17 protein-coding genes and 1 other RNA gene are annotated in these 15,040 nt (G+C 70.2%); 14 read left to right on the plus strand and 4 right to left on the minus strand.

Features of this window, described 5'->3' with window-relative positions; genetic code table 11:
- The first annotated feature begins 14 nt into the window (after positions 1-14).
- The 4 genes from ACFYXM_RS20375 to ACFYXM_RS20390 all read left to right on the plus strand — a co-directional run bounded on the left by ACFYXM_RS20375 (position 15) and on the right by ACFYXM_RS20390 (position 3,854).
- A complete protein-coding gene (locus ACFYXM_RS20375; protein ID WP_389291100.1) occupies positions 15-1,262 on the plus strand; it encodes a S41 family peptidase in 1,248 nt (415 codons plus the stop codon).
- An 18-nt stretch (positions 1,263-1,280) separates the two neighbouring features.
- Entirely contained in the window at positions 1,281-1,772 is a 492-nt protein-coding gene (gene smpB, locus ACFYXM_RS20380) for an SsrA-binding protein SmpB (protein WP_389291102.1), read from the plus strand.
- A gap of 206 nt (positions 1,773-1,978) precedes the next feature.
- Positions 1,979-2,348: a transfer-messenger RNA gene (ssrA, locus tag ACFYXM_RS20385) on the plus strand.
- A gap of 873 nt (positions 2,349-3,221) precedes the next feature.
- Positions 3,222-3,854: a hypothetical protein gene (locus tag ACFYXM_RS20390; protein ID WP_389291103.1), complete on the plus strand. Its 633-nt coding sequence runs from the start codon at positions 3,222-3,224 to the stop codon at positions 3,852-3,854.
- Positions 3,855-3,926: 72 nt separating this feature from the next.
- Here ACFYXM_RS20390 and ACFYXM_RS20395 read toward each other — a convergent pair whose 3' ends face one another.
- Together ACFYXM_RS20395 and ACFYXM_RS20400 are read right to left on the minus strand one after the other, a co-directional pair.
- Positions 3,927-4,406, minus strand: coding sequence for a TrmO family methyltransferase (locus ACFYXM_RS20395; protein WP_389291105.1), 480 nt, complete (start codon positions 4,404-4,406; stop codon positions 3,927-3,929).
- 16 nt (positions 4,407-4,422) lie between these two features.
- Positions 4,423-5,805, minus strand: coding sequence for a Tat pathway signal protein (locus tag ACFYXM_RS20400; RefSeq protein ID WP_389291106.1), 1,383 nt, complete (start codon positions 5,803-5,805; stop codon positions 4,423-4,425).
- 223 nt (positions 5,806-6,028) lie between these two features.
- Between ACFYXM_RS20400 and ACFYXM_RS20405 the strand changes: the two genes are divergently transcribed.
- The 6 genes from ACFYXM_RS20405 (at position 6,029) to ACFYXM_RS20430 (ending at position 10,014) form a co-directional block, all read left to right on the plus strand.
- Entirely contained in the window at positions 6,029-6,223 is a 195-nt protein-coding gene (locus ACFYXM_RS20405; protein WP_389291108.1) for a hypothetical protein, read from the plus strand.
- Positions 6,220-6,561 (plus strand): DUF6415 family natural product biosynthesis protein, encoded by a 342-nt coding sequence (locus tag ACFYXM_RS20410; protein WP_389291110.1) that lies wholly within the window; start codon positions 6,220-6,222, stop codon positions 6,559-6,561. The genes ACFYXM_RS20405 and ACFYXM_RS20410 overlap by 4 nt, the downstream gene beginning before the upstream one ends.
- Positions 6,562-6,828: 267 nt before the next feature.
- Positions 6,829-8,031, plus strand: coding sequence for a radical SAM protein (locus tag ACFYXM_RS20415; RefSeq protein ID WP_389291112.1), 1,203 nt, complete (start codon positions 6,829-6,831; stop codon positions 8,029-8,031).
- Entirely contained in the window at positions 8,028-8,639 is a 612-nt protein-coding gene (locus ACFYXM_RS20420) for an exonuclease domain-containing protein (RefSeq protein WP_389291113.1), read from the plus strand. The genes ACFYXM_RS20415 and ACFYXM_RS20420 overlap by 4 nt, the downstream gene beginning before the upstream one ends.
- Complete coding sequence (locus ACFYXM_RS20425) at positions 8,636-9,226, plus strand: AAA family ATPase (RefSeq protein WP_389291115.1); 591 nt, start codon at positions 8,636-8,638, stop codon at positions 9,224-9,226. Before ACFYXM_RS20420 ends, ACFYXM_RS20425 begins: the two co-directional genes overlap by 4 nt.
- A complete protein-coding gene (locus ACFYXM_RS20430) occupies positions 9,223-10,014 on the plus strand; it encodes an aldo/keto reductase (RefSeq protein WP_389291117.1) in 792 nt (263 codons plus the stop codon). The genes ACFYXM_RS20425 and ACFYXM_RS20430 overlap by 4 nt, the downstream gene beginning before the upstream one ends.
- 84 nt (positions 10,015-10,098) lie before the next feature.
- On the opposite strand, the gene ACFYXM_RS20435 is transcribed toward ACFYXM_RS20430, so the two are convergent.
- Complete coding sequence (locus ACFYXM_RS20435) at positions 10,099-11,376, minus strand: MFS transporter (protein WP_389291119.1); 1,278 nt, start codon at positions 11,374-11,376, stop codon at positions 10,099-10,101.
- A gap of 83 nt (positions 11,377-11,459) precedes the next feature.
- On the opposite strand from ACFYXM_RS20435, the gene ACFYXM_RS20440 reads away from it, so the two are divergent.
- From ACFYXM_RS20440 to ACFYXM_RS20450, 3 genes are all read left to right on the plus strand, one after another.
- Positions 11,460-12,470, plus strand: coding sequence for a LysR family transcriptional regulator (locus tag ACFYXM_RS20440; RefSeq protein WP_389291121.1), 1,011 nt, complete (start codon positions 11,460-11,462; stop codon positions 12,468-12,470).
- A gap of 171 nt (positions 12,471-12,641) precedes the next feature.
- Positions 12,642-13,022, plus strand: coding sequence for a DUF4259 domain-containing protein (locus ACFYXM_RS20445; protein ID WP_389291123.1), 381 nt, complete (start codon positions 12,642-12,644; stop codon positions 13,020-13,022).
- 86 nt (positions 13,023-13,108) lie between these two features.
- A complete protein-coding gene (locus tag ACFYXM_RS20450; protein ID WP_389291124.1) occupies positions 13,109-13,672 on the plus strand; it encodes a GNAT family N-acetyltransferase in 564 nt (187 codons plus the stop codon).
- 54 nt (positions 13,673-13,726) lie between these two features.
- On the opposite strand, the gene ACFYXM_RS20455 is transcribed toward ACFYXM_RS20450, so the two are convergent.
- Positions 13,727-14,293 (minus strand): GNAT family N-acetyltransferase, encoded by a 567-nt coding sequence (locus ACFYXM_RS20455; protein WP_389291126.1) that lies wholly within the window; start codon positions 14,291-14,293, stop codon positions 13,727-13,729.
- A gap of 127 nt (positions 14,294-14,420) precedes the next feature.
- Between ACFYXM_RS20455 and ACFYXM_RS20460 the strand changes: the two genes are divergently transcribed.
- Positions 14,421-15,002: an ABATE domain-containing protein gene (locus tag ACFYXM_RS20460; RefSeq protein WP_389291128.1), complete on the plus strand. Its 582-nt coding sequence runs from the start codon at positions 14,421-14,423 to the stop codon at positions 15,000-15,002.
- The last annotated feature ends 38 nt before the right edge of the window (positions 15,003-15,040 follow it).

Here is a 15,040-nt window from a genome sequence, read left to right on the forward strand (position 1 = left end):
CTAGACTCGGCGCCATGTCGGGTCCCGTACGGTGTTTCGGGCCCCGCGGCGTACGCCGCGGGGCCGCCCTGACATTGGTCTTCGCGTCCGTGCTGGCCACCGCGGCCGCCACCGGCTCGCTGCCGCGCGACAAGGCGAAGTCTCCGGTTCCGGTGGCCCGTTCCGTCGCCCCCGTCACCTCCTCCGCCGCGTCCACGGCCGGGGCCACCGTCGACGGCGACGAGGTCGCCTCGGCCGCCGCCCGCGCCGTGGCCGACGGCAAGTCCGGTACGGAAGCCGCCGAGAGGGTCGTCAGCCGCAGCGGCGACCGCTGGGGCGCGGTGTACGACGAGCGGCAGTACGAGGAGTTCAGGCAGGCGCTCGACGGTTCGTACACCGGAGTCGGGATCGCCGCGAGGCGCTCGGCCGACGGGCTGCTCGAGGTGGCCCGGGTGCAGCCCGGCGGCCCCGCCGACCTGGCCGGTGTCGAGGCGGGCGACCTGCTCCGCACCATCGACGGTCGGCGGATGGACCGGCGCCCCGTCGCGGAGGCCGTCGCCCTGCTGCGCGGGGACCGGACGGAGGCCGCGGCGGGCAGCACCGTGGTCCTGGGTGTCCAGCGCGGTTCCGTCCTCCGTACGAAGAAGCTGAGCCGGGCCAGGCTCAGCACCGAGGCCGTTACCGTGCGACGGATCGGACCGGCCCGTTCCGCATCCTCCGAGTCCTCCGCGCCCGCCACGCCTTCCGCGGCGGTGCTGATCGACGTCGACTCGTTCACCAGGGGATCGGGGACCGAGGTACGGGACGCGGTCCGCGGAGCCCCGGCCGGGGCCGGGGTGCTGCTCGATCTGCGGGGCAACTCCGGCGGCCTGGTCACGGAGGCCGTCACCGCCGCCTCCGCCTTCCTGGACGGCGGCCTGGTCGCCACGTACGACGTGCGGGGGGAACAGCGGGCCCTCCACGCGGAGCCGGGTGGCGACACCGACCGCCCGCTCGTCGTCCTCGTCGACGGCGGCACGATGAGCGCCGCCGAGCTCCTCACCGGCGCGCTCCAGGACCGGGGCCGCGCCGTCACGGTCGGCTCGCGCACCTTCGGCAAGGGCTCGGTCCAGATGCCCAGCAGGCTCCCGGGCGGTGCGGTGGCCGAGCTGACCGTCGGCCACTACCGCACCCCCGCGGGCCGCGGTGTCGACGGCCGCGGCATCACGCCGGACCTCGTGGTCGGCTCACGGGCCGAGCAGCGGGCCGAGACGGTATTGAGTGGCCTCGGAGGCGGGTCTTAGTGCGAAAATGGCCGCACTATGGCTAAGGAAAAGGACACGGGGCGCAAGCTCATCGCGCAGAACAAGAAGGCGCGGCACGATTACCACATCCTCGACACCTACGAGTGCGGTCTCGTCCTCATGGGCACCGAGGTCAAGTCGCTGCGACTGGGCAGGGCATCCCTGGTGGACGGTTTCGTCCAGATCGACGGCGGCGAGGCGTGGCTGCACAACATCCACGTCCCGGAGTACGTGCAGGGCACCTGGACCAACCACTCGGCGAAGCGGAAGCGCAAGCTGCTGATGCACCGGGCCGAGATCGACAAGCTGGAGTCGAAGGCGAGCGAGACCGGCCACACGATCGTGCCCCTCGCGCTGTACTTCAAGGACAGCCGGGTCAAGGTCGAGATCGCGCTCGCCAAGGGCAAGAAGGAGTACGACAAGCGGCAGACCCTGCGTGAGAAGCAGGACCTGCGGGAGACCAACCGCGCGATCGCGGCGGCGCGGCGGCGCCAGCGCGGCACCCGCTGAGCCGGGGCGCGCACGCCGGGCCGGCCGAGGCCGGCGAGCGGAAGCCGGAGGACGGGAGCCCGAGGGCGGCGGAGGCCGGCGGCGGAAGGCGTACGGCCGGGCCCGCGGGAATAGGCTGGCATGGTCGTGCGTTGGTCACGTACGATGGCATCGCACCTCACAGCGGGTGCACGCATTGAGCAGTTGACAATTAAATACACCAACATGGGGATGATCGGTTTCGACAGCGGCTGTCGAAGCAGGGGAAGCGTGTCGAGGAAGCGGCAATGATCTCGTAAACCATATGTCGCAACCAATAATCGCCAACACCAAGCGCGATTCCTTCGCCCTCGCTGCCTAAGTAGCGACTTGCGAAGTGTCAGCCCGGGGTTGATCCCGACCCGGATCCTGGCATCATCAAGGGATCTAAACTTCTAGACCCGGTCACGGGGCCCAGAAGGAAATCAAACAGTGACTGAGCCCGTCGGAGACTTGTCCGCGTGATCTCCGGGGCTGAGAAAAGCGCAGCGGACTGCACACGGAGAAGCCCTGATTCCGCACCGTTGGACGCGGGTTCGATTCCCGCCATCTCCACAATTCCCATGTGAACGAGGACCCCGTTGCCCGCCCGGCAGCGGGGTCCTCGTTCGTTTTCCAGCCCTCTGGCCTGCGATTTGTTCCTAAGGGCTGTCCCGTAATCCGTGGCGGACCAGCGCGCGGCGTCGGATGTGGTGCATCGCAAGGCGGAGGGGCGTCCGCATACTGGATGTATGCGGATGTTCCGACAACGCGGCGAGGTACCGCAGCTGTCGTCGCGCGCCCGCCGGGGATTACGGGACAGCCCTTAGGTCAGAGGGCACCCTCTTACCCGCCACGCGCCTGCGGGCCTGTTGTCGCGGCAACAAGCACGTGGTGCCCCACCGCCGTCGGCCCGTCACGCAGTCGAACCCGGCTTCCGTGTCCTCGGCCCCGAGGGGGCCTGCGGGCCGGGTCCGGGTGCGACGCTCCCGCTCATCAGGGGGAGGTCCGTAAGTGGCTGAGGTAACCTCCGCACCATCGTTGTCAACCGCGGGGTTCGCGGGGTTGCCGTTCTGTGGTTGATGCCGAAGAGGGAGCGAGTGGAGAGCCGTGCGGTCATGAAGTTGAGTGCTGAGGGGGCATCCATCGAGGTGTACGGCGCCGATCGTGGCCCTCGGCCCCGCGCCCCGACCGCTGACGCATCACCGGGTTGCTGTTCCTCTATAGAAGGGGAGCCCTCCCTGACCTGCGATTTCGCAGCCGATATGTCAGGGAAACCCGAACGCTACTATGGGGTAACGTTCGGAATCACATAACACTTCTCTCCTGAGCGGCGGAGTGCGTGAAGCGGTTCCGGGTTGCTGGCCCATCAAGAGGTTCGATGTCAGGATCGTGCTGACGCAGGTGGGGTAAGTGTCAGGAAAACTCTGACACTTCTTGTAAGGTGTGCGCATGGTCAGTGCGCGCCGGGACGCAGCACGCCAACGTCGGGTACGGGTGCCTCAGAGTCTTGAGAAGGTCACAGAAGAGGCCAAGAGGGTCATCCGTCCCGGCGAAGACGTGGACGTCACGATCAGGAAGAGGGGTCCGTACAGAATGCTGGCGACTGATCCCATGGAAGACGTGTTCGAGAATCAGACCGAGCCCATGCACGTCGTGGTCTCGTTGGGCTTCATTGCCCGGCTCCCCAGGTACAACCTGCCCAGCCTCTCCAAAGACCTGTTCTGGACGATCGTCGGACTGCTGGCCGAGAAGGATGAGCACGGCCAATACGTCCACATCAACCGCCACGGAGAGATCGCGGTTACCCAGGACCAGCTCGCCCGGATGCTCGGCGTCAAAAGGCCCACCATCAACGTGGCCATAGGGCACCTGATGGCCCGGAATTTCTTGTGGAAGACCAGGCGGGGCAAGTACCAGCTTCACCCGCTCCTGCTGTACTTCGGCAGCGCCACCCGCCAGGACGAGGCGATTGGCTACGCCAAGGCTCACTTCGAGGACAAGGAGCTTCCCGTCGTGCCTGAACCCGGAAGCGTGATCGCGCATGAGATCACCCCGGACGGCGTTACCGACATCCGCGCCTGACCGCAGGTCTGCGTAATCGCCGGAATGGCCTCGGACGTGCATGAGGGACGCCCGAGGCCGATGGTGCGGCGATCAGCCCTTGGTGGGGGCGTAGTAGTCGCCGAGCATGTCGGTGACCCACTGGGGCTGGTGGATCTCGCCCCGGGGTCCCATCTCCTTGAACCAGGGCTTCACTTCGATGATCGGGGTCCCGTCCACGGCGTCGAGGTCTTCGACGTGGAGGTCCAGGCCGTCCACCTTCACCAGGCGACAGCGGGAGACGCCGAGCCAGTTGAGGCGACGCATATTGCGGTGACCGACGAAGCCGACCTCGGGCCAGTCGGGGTTGTCTCGGGGGCGCCGGGCACCGAGGGGGAGGTTGGTGGGGTCGGTGAGGTGGAAGCGGAAGACCACGTCGAGGTGGGAGAACTCTTCCAGACCCTTCGTGGCTTCCAAGGGGAAGCCGCTGTCGAGGCGGATGATCGCGCGGGTGCCGCCCCAGTAGTCGTCAGTCGGCTCGGTGCGGCCTCCGACGACGTAGCCCAGTGCCTCCACCTCGAATTTTTCTGTCATCAGGTTCCTCCCGGAGTCAGGCTGTAGCGGGCAGGTAGGCCGCAGCCCGAGTGTCCACGGTGGTGACGGATCGGATGCCGCGCCGACGTAGCGGGGAGAGAGCGGCTCGCATGTCGGCGGCAGCCTTGCGGGTACGCGCGGACCGGACGCCGTCCATGGCGTCCAGGGACATGGACCATGTCGTGCAGGCCTCTTCGACGCGGTGCTGGCGGGCCTGGATGTCGCCGAGGTAGCCGAGGGTCACGGCATGGGTTCGGGTGAACTTCTCTGCCTTGCGGGTGCGGACGGACCGGCGGAGCTGCTGCTCGGCAGCTGTCAGATCTCCTATGTCCCGAAGCGCCAGCGCGGTTTCGTGAGCCAGGGAGGCTTCCTGGAAGAAGAACACGCGACTTGGCTCGTCATCCCCCTGTACGGCTGCGGCGAGGTCGTCCTCGGCTCGGAGCAGGGCCTGCACGGCGGCCCGGTTCGCGCCGGTGGAGGCGAGAGTGCGGGCGTGGACGACGCCGAGGAGGGCACGCTCGCGCGGGCCGGCCTCGGTGTACCGCTTGCCGTCGACGGACGCGGCTGCCAGGTCCAGGGCGGGTTTGGGGTGGCCGAGGTCGTTTGCCTGGTGCGCCATGGCTCTGATCACATGTGCGGCCATGGGAGCGTCATCGGCTTCGGCGGCGAGTTTCACGGCCACGGTGAAGTGGCGCTGAGCGGTGGGATGCTCGCCATTGTCGAATGCCATCCATCCGGAGAGATAGGCGAGTTCCGCTGCGGTGGAGAACATGCCGCGCCGTACGTGGTCGTCGGCGAAGGCACCGTTCAGGTAGCCGGCGACTTCGGTGGTGAGATACCGGACCACGGCTGTACGGGCGTGGCCCCCGCCGTGGCGCTGGTCCATGGCAGAGAGCAGGGCCGCCATGTCGCGAGCGGCTTGGAGGTCGCCCCGGCCGACGGCGCGCCCCGAAGTCCGCCGCCTGTTGCCCTGGTCGGCCATGCGCGTCCACCATCCGTCGGAAGGCAGAGCGAGGGCGGCGAGTGAGTAGGCCGCGCTCCCCAAGGCCTGCCTGCGGTCCATGTCCACGGTGTCGGTCCTCCCGAGAGCGGCCAGGGCGCTCAGCGTATCCGTGCGCCAGTCCAGCAAATCGCGGGTGGGCTCGGGCAGCCCGATCTCTTCCAGGGTGACGATGCGTCCCAGCCGGCGTGAGAGGGCTTCGACGAGGTATCTCCCGGCACCGCCCGACGGCTGCACACCGTAGCGAACCCAGTGGGTCACGGTGGATTTGTTCGTCTGGATGGTCTCGCCGTCCTCCGCCGCTACGCGGCGCACCGCATGAGCTAATGCCTCGTTGGTCATCCCCGCTTCGGCAATGACGTGGGCCAGTGCTGCGTTGGGTTCACGTACGGATGCCATGGCGTCCCCTTCAGGCAGTAAACCGCGTAAACCGCTGTGAGTAGCCAACACCGTACTCCTGGCAACGGTTTGGGAGTTCACTGATTGCAGTCGTTCAGGGCTGGGGAACTGATCAACCTCGTGCTCCCCGCTCTTCCCGGCTCCCATACGCCGCTGCCCGGTTCGCCGCCCCGACGGGCCTGGCAGCGGTCATCCAACACACCCCGGCCACCGGAGACCCCCGATGACCAGCCATCCGGAGAGCGATCCGCTTCCGATCCGCAGCCTCGGTATGAACCCGCCCGACGGCTACCCGTCCGCAAGTTTGCTCGCACGGGCCCAGCTTGGCTGGAACGCCTTCCTGGCCCGCTCCGGGCCGTTGCCGGGTGAGGACAAGGAGGTCGAGCACAGTCGGACCGACAAGGAGATCAAACGGTGAGCGCCGTGACCGAGACGCCTCCGACAATGATCGACATGGGCCGGGACGTGGACCTGGCACTCGCACTCGCTCAGGGGCGGCCGACCGGCCCGGCGGCCGACGAGGTCCGCAAGCGGCTCCGCTCCTACCTCGGACTGCTCGCCGACCCGGCCGAGGAGTATGCGAAGGGCCTGGCCGACCCCCGGGCCCGGGACATCGCGACCGCCACCGTGGACCACGCCCGTGGCCTGCTCCGCGACCAGGACGGTGACCCGGCTGCCATGCTCCGGCTGCTGGGCAAAGCGGTCTACTACCTGATGCGGTACGCCTCCCATATCCATCAATACAAGCCGCAGTAGTGAGCGGCGAGTTGAGGCGCGATCGATAACCCCGAAGACGGCACGCCAGCCGCGCCATCACAACCCCGGACGTCGGAGCCCTTGCCGGGCTGCTGATCGCCTCAGACGCCCTGGGCCTTGGGTTCGTCGGCGCGCAGACCTTCACCCACGTCCAGGACGCCGTCGCGGCCGAGGACACCCTCTCGCCGAGCGTGTGAGCCCGGTCGGTGCACGACCTCTCCCGCGCATCGGCCGGGAGAGACAACCTGACCCGAGGAGGACCCAACCATGCCTCTCCAGACCGCGCCCGCGCTGTTCGGGCGCAGGCCGCTGCCGCTGCTGACCGCGCAACAGGTGGCGGTGCTGAAGCCGAAGCTGGCCGACGTGATCGAGTACCGGAAGTCAGGGCTGTCGCTGAACCACGTGATCGGCTGCCCGCTGGAGTGCGGCTACTGCATCCGCCACCTGTACGACAACTTCGACATGAAGGTGCCGCGTGCGCTGATGACGGACGAGGAGGCGGTGGCCATGCTGGTCGATCACCGGTACTTCCGGCCCCACATCACGCCGATTCAGCTGTTCAACAAGGCCACCGACCCGATGCTGCCGGTCGTCAAGCCGCACACGTTCAACACGCTACGGCTGCTGGACGAGAGGGGCCTGACCAACCACATCCTGGTGATCACCCGGTGGCGGGTGGGCCCGGAGGACTGCCAGATCCTCAACAGCTTCCGGAACATCAAGGTGACCGTGCTGGTCACCTACTCCGGGATCACGCATCCGGGGATCGAGCCGGTGGACTCGGGCATCGCCGCCGCCAGCCTCAAGACGCTGCACGCGAACGCCGAGAGCTATCGGACGATCCTGTACTGGCGGCCGATCGTGCCCGGCCTGAACGACTCCGACGAGCACCTGGCCACCGCGCAGCGTCTGTCGAGGCATGCGCACGCGACGGTGTTCACCGGCCTGTTCTTCCGTGATGAGATCGCCGTCTACTACAAGGAAAACGGGCTGCCCGAACCCTATTCGGACACGGCACGACGGAAGATCACGCCTGAGAAGCTGGAGCAGCGGATTCTGGACTTGTTCCGCCGCCCGGCCGACAGCGAGGAGCCGTGGGGCCCGCTGTTCCGCAAGACCTCCTGTGCGGTCGCCTACGTGCACGGTCTGGCGGACTACAACGGGCACTACGGCATCAGGGAGCTGTGCGACATCTGCCCCGAACGACAGCTCGGCCTGTGCGCGGCGGCGTGGAACGCCCCGGCAAAGCCCGACGCCGACCAGCTCGCGAAGGAGCTGGGGGCGACCGGGCCGGTGGAGATCAGCGATCGGGCGATCATCACCGAGGGCTTGGACGAACAGCCTCGCTACTTCATGCAGCACGGCTACGGTTTCCAGGTCCACGACCGTGCCCATCCCCACCGTCGGCGCCGCCACGGGCGGGCGGAGATCGGCTGGCAGGAGGGGAAGGAAGGAGTCCCCTCCCCGTGACACCCTCTGCCTGGCCGAAGCCGTTGTTCGTCGTCGATGTCGAGGGGAACGGGGCCAACCCCCCGGACCTCGTGGAGGTCGCGGTCGTGCCCGTCGAGGACGGGCAGCCGCTCCCTGACCAGGCCCGGACGTGGCTGATCAGGCCCCCGGCGCCGATCCCGGGCCGGATCAGCCGTATCCACGGCATCACGAACGGCATGGTCGCGGGCTGCCCCAACTGGGTGGATGTGGCGGGTGAGGTGGCCGAGGTGCTGGACGGGGCGTGGATCGTCGCGCACTCCGCCGGCGTCGAATACACGGCCCTCTCCCGCCACCTGCCCGACTGGAAGCCCGCCGGGGTGCTCGACACCCTCCGTCTCGCGAAAGCGGTCTTCCCCGGCCACAAGGGTTTCAGCCTGGATGCCCTGATCGCCCACACCGGCATCAGCCTGGTCGACGTGTCCGGCACACGCCACCGCGCCGCCTACGACGCCCACGCCACCGCGCTCCTCCTGATCCATCTCGCCGCCCGCTACGACACATGGCAGGACCTGGCCGCGCACGCGGTCCCGCCGGGGATGCCCGGCCTTCCCTCAACGCCTGAGCCCGAGGAGCAAACCCTGTGGTGACCACGCCCGCTGTTCGGATAGCTGTCGCCGGTACGCACTCCACTGGCAAGACCACCCTGCTGCGGCGGCTGGAGATGGAGCTGCGTGCCAACGGCCCGTCCGTCGCCCGCACCCCTGCCTCGTTCGCGGCGAGCGCCGCCGAGCTGGGCTTTCCCAAGCTCCAGAAGCAGACGCCCGAGTGCACCGAGTGGATCATCGCCGCGTCGGCTGCGGCGGCTGTGGAGGCGACGCTGCACGCCGACGTGGTCCTGGTGGACCGCTCCGCGGTCGACCCGGTCGCCTACTACCTTGCCGCGCTGGAGCGCAGCGGGCAGGAGCCGGACCCCGAGGTGACCGAACGTCTCGTCGGTCTGGTCAAGGCCCAGTGCGCCGGTTACAGCGCGCTCGTGGCCACCGTCCTCGACCCGGACATCCCCCTGGGCGAGCACCGCGACCGGGACCTGAAGTACCGGGCCGCTGTGGACCGGCACCTGCATGCTCTGCTGGCCGACCACCGGATTCCCCATCAGCGGATCACCGGACCCGACGACGAGCGGGCCGTTCTCACCGCGCTCGTCGCCCTCGGCGCGGGGCAGGTGACCGCATGACCGGCTCCCTGGGCGGTAGCATCACGATCGCGGGCAAGACCGTATCCCGGCTCGGATTCGGCACCATGCGCCTGACTGGGCCCGGTACTTGGGGCCACCCGACGGACCCTGTCGCCGCGATCGGCCTGCTGCGGGCTGCCGTCGGCGAGCACCGGATCACCCACATCGACACGGCCGACGCCTACGGCCCTCACACCGTCGAAGACCTGATCCGCCAAGCCCTGCACCCTTACCCGGCAGAAGTGCTGATCGCCACAAAGGTCGGCATGGTCCGCCCGGCACCAAACGTGTGGAAGCCGCTGGGGCGGCCGGAGTTCCTGCGCGCCACCGCGGAACAGTGCCTGCGCAGACTCGGCGTCGAGTGTCTGGACCTGTGCTATCTCCACCGCAACGACCCGACCGTGCCGTTCCTCGACCAGGTCGGCGCGCTCGCCGAACTCCAGACCGAGGGGAAGGTCGCCCACATCGGCCTGTCCAAGGTCACCCCTGAGGAGATCGACACCGCCTTCACCCTCGTCCGCGTCGCGGCCGTACAGAACAAACTGAACCAGGCCCATCCCGGTGATCTGCCGACGGTCGAGCACTGCCGGGCCCTGGGCATCCCGTACGTGCCGTACGCGCCGCTCGGGGCGGGAGCACTCACCCGCAAAGGCAGAGCGGTCAAGGCCCTCCAGTGGCTGTTTGGCCTCGGCGAGCACGTCGCCCCGATCCCCGGCACCAGCTCGTCACGCCATCTTGCCGAGATCGTGGAGGCGGTGAAGTCCGACGACGGCGGCGGCATCCGCTGATCCTCCGCAACGAGCCCCGCCCACCAGCGACAGGTGGACGGGGCGCCGTCGGCGGGGTCCTCGTTCGTTGTCCGTCGTGCTCCGTCAGCCGGGGGCTTGCGGCCCACCCGGCGTACGGCCCCCGGCCGCCGCGACGACCAGCGCCAGCCCCGCCGCGCACACCGGTACGGCATAGCCCGTCACGTGCCCCGCGTGCTCGACCATCCAGCCGCCCGTCGCCGACCCGGCGGCTATCCCGCCCAGCAGCGCGGTCACGGCCAGGGTCATGCCCTCGTTCAACTGGGCCTCGGGGGTGAGGCGTTGGATCAGCGTCATTCCGGTGACCATCGTCGGGGCGGTCGCCGCGCCGGCCAGCAGCAGCGCGCCCGCGAGTACCGGCAGCGCGTCGGTCCAGGAGGCGGCGAGCAGCGGCAGCGACATCAGCGCCGTCATCCCCGCCAGGCAGCCCAGCAGCCGCCGCCTGATGGCAGGGGCCGGGCGCAGTGATCCGTACAGCAGCCCCGCCACGCACGAACCGGCCGCCTGGAGGGCCAGGATCGCGCCCCCGGCGTGGGCGATCGTGACGACCTCCATCGAGCCGAAGACCGCCCCGGTGGCGAGGAAGGCGGCGAGCAGGGCGGGCATACCGGGGGCGCGGAGCGGGGAGCCGGCGCGGGTGCGGGGCGCGACCGGGGGCTCCGTGGCCCGCTGCGCGGCGAAGATCAGCACGCCCGTCATCAGCAGGACCGCCCCGACGAGCGTTCCGGCCTCCGGGAAGAGCGAGCCGCACAGCAGGGCGGCGAGGACCGGGCCGAGCATGAAGCAGAGCTCGTCCATGGCCTGTTCGAAGGAGTTCGCGGTGTGCAGGGAGGCCGGATCGCCCCGGTGCAGATGGGCCCAGCGGGCCCGGGACATCCCGCCGGTGTTGGGGGTGGTGGCGGTCGCGGCGTAGCAGGCGAAGAGCGTCCAGTCCGGGGCGTCGTAGTGCACGCACAGCAGGAGGGCGAGGGAGCCCAGTACGGCGATCGCGGTGGCCGGGACCGCGACCCGGCGTTGCCCGTACCGGTCGACGAGCCGCGCCGTCCAGGGGGCGACCACCGCCGTCGCGGCGAGTCCGGCCGCGGTGACGGCCCCCGCCAGGGCGTACGAGTCGCGTGATCCGGCGATCATGATCACCGCGCTGACGCTGAACATGCCCATGGGCAGCCGGGCGAGGAGGTTGCCCGCCGTGAAGGCACGTGCGCCGGGGGTGGCGAGCAGCCGGAGGTAGGGATTGGCGGAGGCCCGTCGGGCGGGGGAGGGGGCGTCACGGGCAGCGATGACCAGCAGGTCCCCGGAGAGGGCGAGCACGGGAGCGGAGGGCGGGTTTCTCTCGTACGGCATGGGATCACCCTCGGGGCGCGCGGCCCGAGAGGTCCAACACCTTCTGTCCGCTGATTGACGCGTCCGTGTTGTAAATTCTCGGCATGGTTTCCCATGACGGTGCCGGAACGGGCAGCCGGACGAGCAGCCGCGGCGACAGCGACCCCCGGCTGCTCCGCGCCTTCGTGGCCGTCGCCGAGGACCTGCACTTCACCCGTGCCGCCGCCCGCCTCTTCATCGCCCAGCAGGCACTGAGCCGGGACGTCCGGCGGCTGGAGCGCGAACTGGGCACGGAACTCTTCGTGCGCACCACCCGGCAGGTGGCCCTGACCGCCGACGGGGAACGGCTCCTCCCGTACGCCCGGCGGGTGCTGGAGGCGCACGCCGACCTCGCCGCCGCCTTCGGGGACGCCGCGGCCCGGCCGCTCCTCGTCGACCTCAACACCGACGGCATGACGGCGGCACGGGTGCTCGCCCGCGCGCGTGAACTGGTTCCCGAGTGCGAGCTGATGGCCCGCTTCGAGAGCGGCCTGACCTGGGCGGCGGGGGAGATCCTGGCCAGCCGGCTCGACGTCTCCTTCGGCCGTGCCGCGGGGCTCGATCCGGCGGTACGGGCGCGGCTCGGCGTCCTGCCGGTGCGGTACGAGCCGATGGCCGTTCTGCTGCCCGCCGATCACCCGCTCGCCGGGCGGGAGGCCGTCGCCCCGGGCGACCTGGCCGGCGAGACCGTCTACGCGGGTGCCGGGAATCCGCGTACGGGGGAGTGGACGGACCTCGCCCGGCTGCTGTTCGCGGAGTGGGACATCGAACTCGCGCCTCCGGCTCCGCTCGCGGTCGGCGTGGCCGAGTTCCAGCGGGTCATGGCGAAGTCGGCGAACCCGGTGCTGTGCGTCGTCGGATTCCCGCCGTTGCCGGGGACCGTGGTGCGTCCGCTGGTCCGGCCCGTACCGGTCTCGCCGCTGCTGATGGTGTGGCGCAGGGACCTGCGCCATCCGGGCCTCGACGCCCTGCGCGAGGCCGCGGCCCGGCTGGGGGCCGAGGAGGGCTGGCTGGAGCGGCCGGCCGGGAGCTGGCTGCCCCAGGCCGACGCCGCGCTCATGCTGACGCGCGGATGAGGGCTGATGCGAACGCGGCCACCGGCTGGAGCCGGACCCGGCCGCGGACACCGGCACCCGGAATTCCGAGGCGCGTAACGGCACCTGGACCGGCCGGTGTTGTCAGTGCCGTGCGATAGAAGCTGGAGGCAGCGGGGGACACGTGCGCGACGACCGGCGGAGGGGAAGACCATGGGCACTTGGGGTGGCGGGAATTTCGACAGCGACACGGCGGCGGACCACCTGTCGGGGATCACCGGGCGTCTCCTCTCGGAGATCGAGGAGGCGATGGCGGGCGATCCGGTGGGTCTGGAGCCGGACGACTACTGGGGGGTGGTCGTGCCGTGCGACATCGATCTGCTGTGCCTGATCGCGGAGCAGGGATACGTCGGCGCGGTGGTGCCGGAGCCGGCGGTGGCCGAGGCGTGGAAGCGGACGTTCATGGACGTGTGGGAACGGACCATCGACGGTCTGGAACCCGAGGAGGAATACAAGAAGACCCGGCGGGCGGAGCTGAACCGCACGTTCGACCGGCTGGTGGACCTGGCGAGGGCGCGGCACGAGGAGGAGTGAGGACCGGCACGTGGAAGGGCAGGAGGAAGGCGCGGTGAGGCCTGCGGGGCCGGGGCCGTTCGGCGGCACGGGGATAACCTGAAGGGATGATCAACGACTCCCATCAGCTTGACGCGGAGGTACGACTCCGCCCCGCGGCCATGGCCGATGCCGCTTCCCTCGCCGCGGCGTTGACCCGCAGCCGCGCGTACATGCGGCCCTGGGAGCCCCTGCGGCCCGAGGTCTTCTACACCGAGCACGGGCAGCGGGAGCGGCTGGCCGGGATGCTCGCGGAGCGGGACGCGGGGCGGTCGATGTCGTGGGTGCTCGCGGACGAGCAGGACCGCGCGGTGGGCGGATTCAACCTCAACGGCATCGTGCTCGGGCCGTTCCGCAGCGGCACGCTCGGCTACTGGGTGGACATCGAGTACGCGGGCCGGGGGCTGGCCACGACCGCCGTGCGCCGGATCTGCGAGTCGGCCAGGGACGACCTGCGGCTGCACCGGGTCTCGGCCGGGACGCTCCTGGACAACGTGGCGTCCCAGCGGGTGCTCGTCAAGTGCGGCTTCGAGGAGTACGGGATGGCCCCGCGCTGTCTGCACATCGACGGCGAATGGCGCGACCACCGGCTGTTCCAGCGGATCCTGCACGACGACCCGCCTGCCGGCTGAGCCCCGGCTCCAGGGGCCTTTCGTGGACAGCCCCGGGGCGCCGGCGGCGGGCGTTCAGGAGGCTCGCCGCCCGTCGACCCCGGGGCGGACCCGTACGTGCCGGTGGCCCTCCCGCGGCCACGGAGGCCGTGTCGGCAGGACCTCCGCGAGGTCGTAGCCGCACTTCTCCGCGACCCGGCACGAGGCGTCGTTGTCCACCCGGTGCAGCAGATCCAGCCGCACCAGACCGTCCTCGGCGAACGCCTCGAACACCCAGTCGGTCAGCGCCCCGAGCGCCTGCGGCGCCACCCCTCGGCCGCGCGCCCACGGGGCCGTCCAGTAGCCGACCTCCCCGCTCGTCGCGTCCAGGGCGGGGCGGCTGAACGCCACATTGCCGACAAGCTCACCGGCGGACGCGCGATCGACCACGGCGAAGGCGAAACGGGTGCCGGATTCCCGGCCTTCCTGCTGCCTTCTCAGCCAGCGCTCGGCCTCGGCCGCGTCGGTCACCCGCGTGCGCAGCATGGTGCGCATCGAAGGATCGCGGAACGCCTTGATCACGTCCGGCAGGTCGTCGGGCAGCCAGGGACGGAGCAGGAGCGCGTCGGCCGCGAGAGCGGTGGTACGGCGTTCGTCGGGCATCCGGAGACCATAACGGCCCCGCGACGCCCCTCCCCGACCCCGTATGGCGCCAGGGGTTCCGGGCCGCTCGGCCGAGGGGCACTCCGGGGGAGACCTCCGGCGGAGACCCCGAGGCGGTGACGCATACATGGCAGCGGTCAAGAGCGCGTACGACTGGCGGTTCGGCTCCGGCCGCCCCTGCCTGGACCTGGTGGCGACGGGTACCGGCACGTCCGGGGTGTGTGAACTGCTCGACGATGCCGGGCGGCTCGCCGACTGGCTGCTCGCCACCGGACTCGTACCGAACGGCACCCACCTCGGTGCCGTGGACGACAGCCGGGTGGTGCGCTTCCGGCAGCCGAGGGCGGGCGTCGAGCGGCTGTTGACCGCCGAAATCGGCGGGGACCGCAGGCCCGAGGGCGCCCTGGACGCCCTGGAACGGGTCAACGCGCTCGCCGCGGAGCCGCCGCCGGGCCTCCGGGCCGTAAGGGGCGGGGGCGGCACGTCGATACGGACGCTGAACGGCGACCCCGAGTGCGGGGCGCTGCCGGCCGCTGTGGCCCGCGACGCCGTGGAACTCCTGACCGACCCGGTGGCGCGGGCCGGACTGCGTCGCTGCGAGGCCGACAACTGCCGTCGGCTCCATCTCCGGGAACGAGTGGCCCGTCACCGGCGCCGGGTGGCGGCAGCCGCGGCTGTCACGGCGGTCGCGGACGCCGATCCGGCGTGAGGGCCAGGAGTGACGGCGCCGTCCCGCCGAGGACGGGG

Origin of the sequence: Streptomyces sp. NPDC002476 (genome assembly GCF_042889785.1) — a bacterium.
Taxonomy (GTDB): domain Bacteria; phylum Actinomycetota; class Actinomycetes; order Streptomycetales; family Streptomycetaceae; genus Streptomyces.

Coding starts and splice junctions, on each gene's coding strand:
- ACFYXM_RS20375 (WP_389291100.1), top strand. CDS start 15: ATGTCGGGTCCCGTACGGTGTTTCGGGCCCCGCGGCGTACGCCGCGGG.
- smpB (WP_389291102.1), top strand. CDS start 1,281: ATGGCTAAGGAAAAGGACACGGGGCGCAAGCTCATCGCGCAGAACAAG.
- ACFYXM_RS20390 (WP_389291103.1), top strand. CDS start 3,222: ATGGTCAGTGCGCGCCGGGACGCAGCACGCCAACGTCGGGTACGGGTG.
- ACFYXM_RS20395 (WP_389291105.1), bottom strand. CDS start 4,406: ATGACAGAAAAATTCGAGGTGGAGGCACTGGGCTACGTCGTCGGAGGC.
- ACFYXM_RS20400 (WP_389291106.1), bottom strand. CDS start 5,805: ATGGCATCCGTACGTGAACCCAACGCAGCACTGGCCCACGTCATTGCC.
- ACFYXM_RS20405 (WP_389291108.1), top strand. CDS start 6,029: ATGACCAGCCATCCGGAGAGCGATCCGCTTCCGATCCGCAGCCTCGGT.
- ACFYXM_RS20415 (WP_389291112.1), top strand. CDS start 6,829: ATGCCTCTCCAGACCGCGCCCGCGCTGTTCGGGCGCAGGCCGCTGCCG.
- ACFYXM_RS20430 (WP_389291117.1), top strand. CDS start 9,223: ATGACCGGCTCCCTGGGCGGTAGCATCACGATCGCGGGCAAGACCGTA.
- ACFYXM_RS20435 (WP_389291119.1), bottom strand. CDS start 11,376: ATGCCGTACGAGAGAAACCCGCCCTCCGCTCCCGTGCTCGCCCTCTCC.
- ACFYXM_RS20440 (WP_389291121.1), top strand. CDS start 11,460: ATGGTTTCCCATGACGGTGCCGGAACGGGCAGCCGGACGAGCAGCCGC.
- ACFYXM_RS20445 (WP_389291123.1), top strand. CDS start 12,642: ATGGGCACTTGGGGTGGCGGGAATTTCGACAGCGACACGGCGGCGGAC.
- ACFYXM_RS20450 (WP_389291124.1), top strand. CDS start 13,109: ATGATCAACGACTCCCATCAGCTTGACGCGGAGGTACGACTCCGCCCC.
- ACFYXM_RS20455 (WP_389291126.1), bottom strand. CDS start 14,293: ATGCCCGACGAACGCCGTACCACCGCTCTCGCGGCCGACGCGCTCCTG.
- ACFYXM_RS20460 (WP_389291128.1), top strand. CDS start 14,421: ATGGCAGCGGTCAAGAGCGCGTACGACTGGCGGTTCGGCTCCGGCCGC.